This is a genomic window from Hoskinsella mucinilytica, assembly GCF_045223415.1.
Classification (GTDB): domain Bacteria; phylum Bacillota_I; class Bacilli_A; order Erysipelotrichales; family Erysipelotrichaceae; genus Hoskinsella; species Hoskinsella mucinilytica.
Map to the genome: position 1 here is coordinate 155,876 of NZ_JBEQZJ010000001.1, position 8,099 is coordinate 163,974.

Consider the following 8,099-nt stretch of genomic DNA (forward strand, 5'->3'; position numbering starts at 1 on the left):
AAAGGAAATTTTATGGACAGAAAATGGCGTAATGGTGTTATGGCAGTTGCACTGACATGTGCAATGACACAATTGGTGTTACCTTATAATGTATTAAATTTACAGGCAAAGGAATCAGTGAATAGTGTTACATCAGTGGAAAGTTTTCAACAAATTCGTGATTACTGGAGAAGTGAATTGATTGGGTCTTATCAATCATATGCAACGGATCATGTCTTTCAAGAGATGGTAGCTTCCTTAGATGAAAAAACAAAAAATCTTTCAGAAACAATGAAAGAAATTAATGAAGATACCAAAGATTTATGGGATTTTGGAGAAGCTTTTTTAAATCAAGAAGAAGGTGCGGTTGTTACAGAAGCATTTGATCGTTTGCGATTGATGAGTATTCAAACAATGCAACCTACGAGTAAGTATTATCAAAATAAAGAGCTGAAAAAACAAATTGTAAATGCTTATCAGTTTCTATTAGATAATAAATATGGTCCATCGACATCAGGACTGAAAACAGGATGGTGGGATAAAGAGATCGGTACACCCAAAGCAATGGTGGATATCGCAATTCTGCTATATGATGAATTTAGCAGTGAACAAATCGCTGCTATTACGAAAACAATTGATCGTTTTGTACCGAAGGCAGATTATCGATTAGGTTCTACTTTAAAAGAAACAGGGGCAAATTTATGTGATAAAGTAGCAATCGTAATCAAACGTGCAGCTTTGGATGGTAATAACGAACGCTTAAAACATGCAAGTAGTTGTATGGATCCGTTGTTTGGATATGTAACAAATGGTGATGGATTCTATACGGATGGTAGTTTTATTCAACATAATAATATTCCTTATAATGGAAGTTATGGCTATGTTTTATTAGATGAATTAACCAATTGTATTATCATGTTAAGCATGAGTGAAGAAGCGGTTGCACCTGAAAATATTGAGTTTTTCAATCAAGTATTAATTGAAAACTACTTGCCTTTTATATCATATGGTGGGAATGTTGTAGATAATGTACGAGGTAGAGCAGTATCTCGTTATGCACAACAAGGGGATACCATGGGTATGCAAATGATGGGCGTATTGTTACAATATGCGGATGTTGCAGATGATGCTACAAGAGATAAGCTATTATCGGGATTAAAAGGAATCGTGGATGAAAAGTTTGCAGAAAAACAAACTCAAGATTTTAGTATGTTGAAATATGCGGACTATTCTAGAGTAAAAGAACTAGCAAATACAACTGATGTTAAGAAACTAACAAGAAATACTTATCAAGTATTCTCTAATATGGATCGTATGGTAGCTCATAGAGAAGGTTATACATTTACCATTGCCCCTTCTAGTAAACGTATGTATAACACTGAACAGGGCAATCAAGAGAATCTTTTAGGAAGGTATCAAGGCCAAGGATATTATCAAATCTATAACAATGATATCTCTCAATATAATGACCATTATAATGCAACCGTTGATTCAAATCGTATTAGTGGAGTTACAACAGCACATCAAGATATAACATTTAATACACAAGGTCAATCTGCATGGTCAGGAGGGGCTTCCTTAGATGGGGTGATTGGATCAGCAGGTGTAATCATTACAGGGGATAAAAGATTATCAGAATTGGCAAATGGATTTGGAAATGAAATTATTTCTAATATAGCTAGTGGAATTGAAGCTAATAAATCATATTTTGTATTAAATGATTCTATTGTTTGTATTGGAAGTGATATTACAAATCGCAAAACAGATAAAAATGTTGATGTACTTGAAACAATTGTCGATAACCGTAAAGTACAAGATAACAAGTTGTATGTAGATGGTACAGAAAAGCAATCCACTAATGGAATATCATCCATTCAAAATCCTAAATATGCATATTTAACAGGAAATGATTCAAAATCCGGAATGGGTTACGTATTTTTGGAAGATGGAACTGTTACATTAAAAAGAGAAACTAGAAAACAGGCATGGAGTGATGTTAACAAATTAGCGAAGTTTACAAATACAGAAGAACGTACAAGTAATTATGTATCACTTGCGGTAGATCATGGTGTAGATGCAAATAAGGATACCTATAAATATGTAATATTACCAAATGCATCACAAGAAGAAACACAAAGTTATCAAGCCAATGAACATATAGAAATTCTATATGCAGAAGATGGTATTCACGCTATCAAAGATTTAGACTCAAACCAAACAATGATGAATTTCTATAAAGCAGGTAGTGTAGAAAATGTGGAAGTAAATCAACCAGTTTCTATGGTAATGAAATCAGAAAATGGAATGATTGATTTCGCAGTATCTGATCCAACACATAGTTTATCAAGTGTGGATATTACATTGAGAAATGTAGAAACTAAAAAACAAGATATTATCGAAGGAAATGCAAAAGTGATAGAATCAGGTTCTGATTGGTTGACAATCAGAGTAAACTTCTCTGCACAAGATGGACAATCTAATTTTGTGTCAATTGGTACAAGTTATAAAGTTGAAAGTAGTAATTTAGCTCTAAATAAAGATGTAGAAGCAAGTAGTGTTGTACAAAATAGTGCGACACAGAAACGACTACCTGAATTTGCAGTTGATGGAGATGCTGATACTCGTTGGGCTAGTAATTATGAGAGAGGAAATCCTTCCATTACTACTGATGAAGCTGATAAAGGATGGTTTCTTGTTGATTTAGGAAAAGAGGAAACATTTAACCAAATAAACTTATTTTGGGAAAATGCATATTCAACTGATTACAAGATTTATACAGCAAATACAAAAGAAGCATTAGCAAGTACATCAAATGGAGTTTGTTCTATTGAAGATGGATGTAAAGAAGTAATAGGTTTAAAGAGAAATGAAACGGATGATAGTCGTAAAACAGACAAATTAACATTTGCAGAAGCTAGTGGACGCTATGTGAAAATTCAAAGTTTTAATCGTCCTAAATTAGAAAATGGAACAGGGCGTGGTGGATTATCTCTATTTGAAATAGAAATCACAAATACATTATCTCTGTGCGATTTGTTGAGCAAAGCAGAAACGTTAATAAAAGACTATCCTAAAGAATCTTTTGTGAATCAAAATGAATTTGAACAAGCCAACAAAGCATTGACAGAGGCAATCGCAAATGCAAAAGCACTGATGGCGCTGGGAAATACCTTTGAAGACGATGCATTACGTGATGTTGCTCAACAATTAAATACAGCAATTCGTACTTATGATGCAGGAGTTAACCATGTGAGTGGTATTGCAATTGATCAAAAAGATTTGACGATACAAAAGAATACTGAAACAACTTTAACTTATGCATTTACACCATCTAATCCTTATAACAAGAATGTTACTTGGAAATCAAGCAATGCTAAGATTGTGAGAGTAGATCAAACAGGAAAGATCAAAGCAATTGCAAGTGGAACGGCAACCATCTCTGTAACAAGTGAAGATGGAAATCATCATGATGCTATTGTTGTAACTGTTGATGTGAAACCAGAGAGCATTACATTAGATCAAACAACGATTTCTTTAACAAGAAATGAAAAGGCAACAATCAAAGCAACCGTACTACCGGATGATGCAATAGATCCAACCCTAACATGGACTTCAAGTAATGAGGATATCGCTAGTGTAGATCAAAATGGTACTGTAGTAGCAAATAAAGTTGGGCAAGTGAGTATCAAAGCTGAAACAGTTAATGGATTAAGTGCAGAATGTATTGTTAATGTAACAGCAAACAAAAATGTACGTGGTAAAAATGTTGCATTAAATGGAAAAGCAACTGCATCATCTCAAGTAAACGCTACAACAAATCCTGAAAATGCAATCGATGGAAACTATGATACAAGATGGGCATCAAATTATAAAGATATTTCTGTAACGGAAGCAGAGAATCAATGGTTACTCATTGAATTACCAGAAGTAGCTGAGTTTAATCAAATTGATCTTACATGGTTCTCAGAAACTGTATATGGTAAAGAATATAAAATCTTAGTATCTATGGATAATCAAACATTTGAAGAAGCAATTCATGTAACAAATGGTGGAAATAAGACTTATACAATGAAATTTGACACAGTCAAAGCAAAATATGTCAAATTTCAAGGAATAAAACGTAGTGCTACCGGAGGTGGATATGGAATCGTAGAGTTTGATGTATATCGTAATTACAACTATGATGAAATAGTAACTAAAGCAAAGGATATCTTAGATCGTTATCCAGCTGATTTAACTAATCAAGTTGCCGCTTTTGAAGCATTGAACACAGCAGTAGAAACAGCAGATCAATTATTGATAGACAATCCTAACTTTGAATCTAATGAACTATACGATATATTATTGAATGTAGAAACTGCATATCAGGAATATATGAAATATATCGTACCGGTTCAAGATATGAAGGTTGAAGAAAGCTTGAGTATAAAAGCGGAAAAAACAGCAACGATTCAACCTATCTTCACCCCTGAGAATGCAACCAATCAACGTGTTACATACACAAGTAGTGACGAATCTATTGTGAAGGTTGATCAAGATGGGACAGTTTATGGCGTATGTTCAGGAACTGCAACTGTTACGGTAACAAGTATAGATCAAGGAATTACAAAAGAAGTGGTTGTACATGTTACAACCAATACGAAACCAGTGATTCATGCAAATGGTACAGTATTGTTGATTCATAGTGATTTTGATCCATTGGCTAATGTGACAGCAACAGATGCTGAGGATGGTGAAATCACATTAACAAATGCTAATATTATCGAAAATACTGTAGATACATCTAAAGAAGGGTTCTATGAAGTTGTATATCAAGTAACAGATCTAGATGGAAATACCGTTGAAAAAACAATCATAGTACAAGTTAGACAAGCAATGAATATTTATCAAAGTTTATCTAAAGACAATGTAAGTATTCAAGGCTATGTAATGGAACAAAGTATTTTAAATGTAACAGATTTAAAAGATAAGGTAAGTAGCTATCAAGCACTATTACCCAAACATTATGAAATTCTATCTATGATGAATATTGAATTAATTCATGATGGTAAAGAAATATTACCAAATGGACGTGTGAGAGTTAGTGTAACATTGGACGATTGGAAAGAAATCACGGATGTGTTAGTATTCCAAAAAGATGGAACATATCGTCAATTAGAGTTCGATAAAGAAGATGGAACTGTAATATTTGAAACAGATCGTTTATCTTCTATTGCGTTTGTGAAATCAACAACACAAGAGGACGGCGATAATCAAGAAAATCCTAATCCTAAGCCAGAAGAGCCGGGACAAGGAAATCAAGTGAAACCTAGTCCTAAGCCAGAAGATGAACAAAAACCACAAAAGAAACCAGATACATCTGTGGATACATCAGATAAACACAATGCCTTCGCTATGGTAAGCTTTGTGGCTGCAGGAAGTATGTTATTAGTGGCGTATAGAAAGCTGATACAAAGAAGAGAAATAAAATAATAGCATGAGGGAATAGATACCTAGATATTATAGTAAAGAAATCTGCTCATGTGGAAAAGTGAAAGGTCTTGTTCCGTAAGGAATGAGATCTTTTTTCCTTATGTTTGAATTCAGGCTTGAAAAAAATAGTCAATGAACTACAATGAAATTGACCGGATGGGTTTATGAAGGAGTGTTTTCCATGAATGATAAATTTTTTCAGCTTTCAGAAGAAAAGCAGTTAAGGATCGTGAATGCCGCAATGGAGGTATTTGGTAAACATGATTATCGTCATGCTGTTACAGATGACATCGCTGCCAAAGCAGGCATTTCCAAAGGATTGTTGTTTCATTACTTTGAAAATAAGAAGGGACTTTATATGTATCTATATTATTATTGCTTAGATATGATGAAACAAATGATCCTAAAACAAGACTTTTTAGAAATCGATGATTTCTTTGAGATCATGGAGTATGGCGCAAATAAAAAAGTTGAGATGATAAAAAAGAATCCTTATATCATGGAGTTTTCCATACGTGCTTTTTATTCTGAAAAAGAAGCAGTCAGTGAAGATATTCATATAGATATCCAACAACAACTGGCATCCTCTTTTTCTCTATACTTTTCTCATATCGATTTCACGAAATTTAGGGATGATGTAGATCCTGTTTATGTGTATCAGATGTTACAATGGATGGTTGATGGCTATATGCATTCTCAACAATGTATGCAAGTGCCTTTGGATATCGATGCATTAATGACAGAGTTTCATCGATGGGTAAAGATGCTACGTCCAATGGTTTATAAAAAAGAATATCAGGAAATATCTGAATAAGGCCTTGTAAAAAATAGTCAATACATTAAAATAAAAATTGACCAAGTTGGTTTATGAAAAAATCATCTGTTCAATAAGGAGGACAGTCTATGAGTGTTATTGAAATGAATCATATCACAAAGGATTATGGAAATCAAAAGGGAGTATTTGATGTCAGTTTTTCAGTGGAAAAAGGTGAGATATTGGGGTTTCTCGGACCAAATGGTGCAGGAAAAACAACAACGATTCGACAATTGATGGGCTTTATCAAGCCTGATACGGGTACTGTTAAGATCAATGGAATGGATTGTTTTAAGGAAGTCCATAAGGTTCAAAATATATTAGGCTATTTGCCCGGTGAAATTGCGTTTATGGAAGATATGACAGGAATTGATTTTATACGTTTTATCGCAAACATGAAAAATATCAAGGATGTTACCAAAGCCAAGAATTTGATACAATTTTTGGAATTAGATCCAAATGGTAAGATCAAGAAGATGTCAAAGGGGATGAAACAGAAAATCGGAATCGTCATTGCGTTGATGCAAGATCCGGAAATTCTAATTTTAGATGAACCGACAAGTGGGTTAGATCCTTTGATGCAAAATAAATTTGTTGAATTGATCCAACAGGAAAAAAAGAAAGGTACCACGATTTTGATGTCCTCACATATTTTTGAAGAGGTAGAGCATACATGTGATCGAGTTGTCATCATTAAGGATGGAAGCATCAAGGCGATCGAACGTATGGAGGACTTAAGAAATAGTAGAAAAAAGGTGTATGAGATTTTCTTTCAAGATGAAAAAAGTGCGTTATCGTTTCAACAAGCGCATCCTTCCAGTGTGTGCCATGGATCACGTATTGTCATATCTTATCAGGGCAGTATCGATCCATTATTAAAGGAATTGGCAAGCTACACCATTATGGATATGACGATTCGTACACAATCATTAGAAGAACTGTTCTTACAGTACTATGGAGGTGAAAAGCAATGATATCATTGACCCTATTCAAAAGAGAATGCAAGGCAAACGCTAAGATCCTTTTGATTTTCCTTGCGGTAGTGACCTTATATGGTGGTGTTATCGTTGCCATGTTTGATCCTAAGTTAGGAGAAAGTTTAAACATGATGGCAGAAAGTATGCCACAATTGTTTGATGCTTTCGGTATGAGCAATCCCGGTTCTACTTTATTGGAATTTGTAGGAACTTATTTGTATGGATTCATCCTTCTTGTGATTCCATTGATTTGTATCGTATTGCTTTGTCATCGTTTGATAGTGCGTTATATTGATCGAGGTTCTATGGCATATCTTCTAGCAACACCAAATAAGAGAATAAAAATCATCATGACCCAAGCACTGGTTCTTTGTTTGAGCATTCTGCTTTTGGTGGTATATACGTATCTTCTTGTTGTCGTTTTTGGCGCAATGTTATTTGATGAAACACTAGATCTAACAACCTTCTTTTTATTAAATGCCGGATTGTTTGGCTTATTATTCTTCTTCTCGGGGATTTGTTTCTTAAGTTCTTGTATGTTCAATGAAGCGAAATATGCGACAGGCATGGGCGCAGGTATTACCATATTCTTTATTTTAATCAATATGCTATCTCAGGTTTCCGATAAACTGGAGTTTATGAATCACATCAATCCCATTGCATTGTTTCAAGTAGATAACATCATCAAACAAACACAAGGTGCATGTATGAGTTATCTTGTATTATATGTATTGGCAATCGCTTTTTATGGTTTCGGTATGTATCTCTTTCAGAAAAAGGATTATTACCTCTAAAGCTATAGAACATCTTGTTATAAAAGAAATAAAAAGTAGCAATTTGTGCTACTTTTTATATTA

General features: G+C 34.0%; 4 protein-coding genes. All 4 read left to right on the plus strand.

All coding sequences use genetic code 11. The annotated features are described in order from the left end of the window. Positions 1 to 12: 12 nt before the first annotated feature. The 4 genes from UGRO018_RS00720 to UGRO018_RS00735 all read left to right on the plus strand — a co-directional run bounded on the left by UGRO018_RS00720 (position 13) and on the right by UGRO018_RS00735 (position 8,036). Complete coding sequence (locus UGRO018_RS00720) at positions 13 to 5,451, plus strand: polysaccharide lyase family 8 super-sandwich domain-containing protein (RefSeq protein ID WP_416324532.1); 5,439 nt, start codon at positions 13 to 15, stop codon at positions 5,449 to 5,451. 181 nt (positions 5,452 to 5,632) lie between these two features. After that, entirely contained in the window at positions 5,633 to 6,265 is a 633-nt protein-coding gene (locus tag UGRO018_RS00725; RefSeq protein ID WP_416324533.1) for a TetR/AcrR family transcriptional regulator, read from the plus strand. 89 nt (positions 6,266 to 6,354) lie between these two features. Further along, positions 6,355 to 7,239 (plus strand): ABC transporter ATP-binding protein, encoded by an 885-nt coding sequence (locus UGRO018_RS00730; protein ID WP_416324534.1) that lies wholly within the window; start codon positions 6,355 to 6,357, stop codon positions 7,237 to 7,239. Continuing rightward, positions 7,236 to 8,036, plus strand: a complete 801-nt coding sequence (locus tag UGRO018_RS00735; protein WP_416324535.1) for an ABC transporter permease subunit — start codon at positions 7,236 to 7,238, stop codon at positions 8,034 to 8,036. The genes UGRO018_RS00730 and UGRO018_RS00735 overlap by 4 nt, the downstream gene beginning before the upstream one ends. Positions 8,037 to 8,099 lie beyond the last annotated feature (63 nt).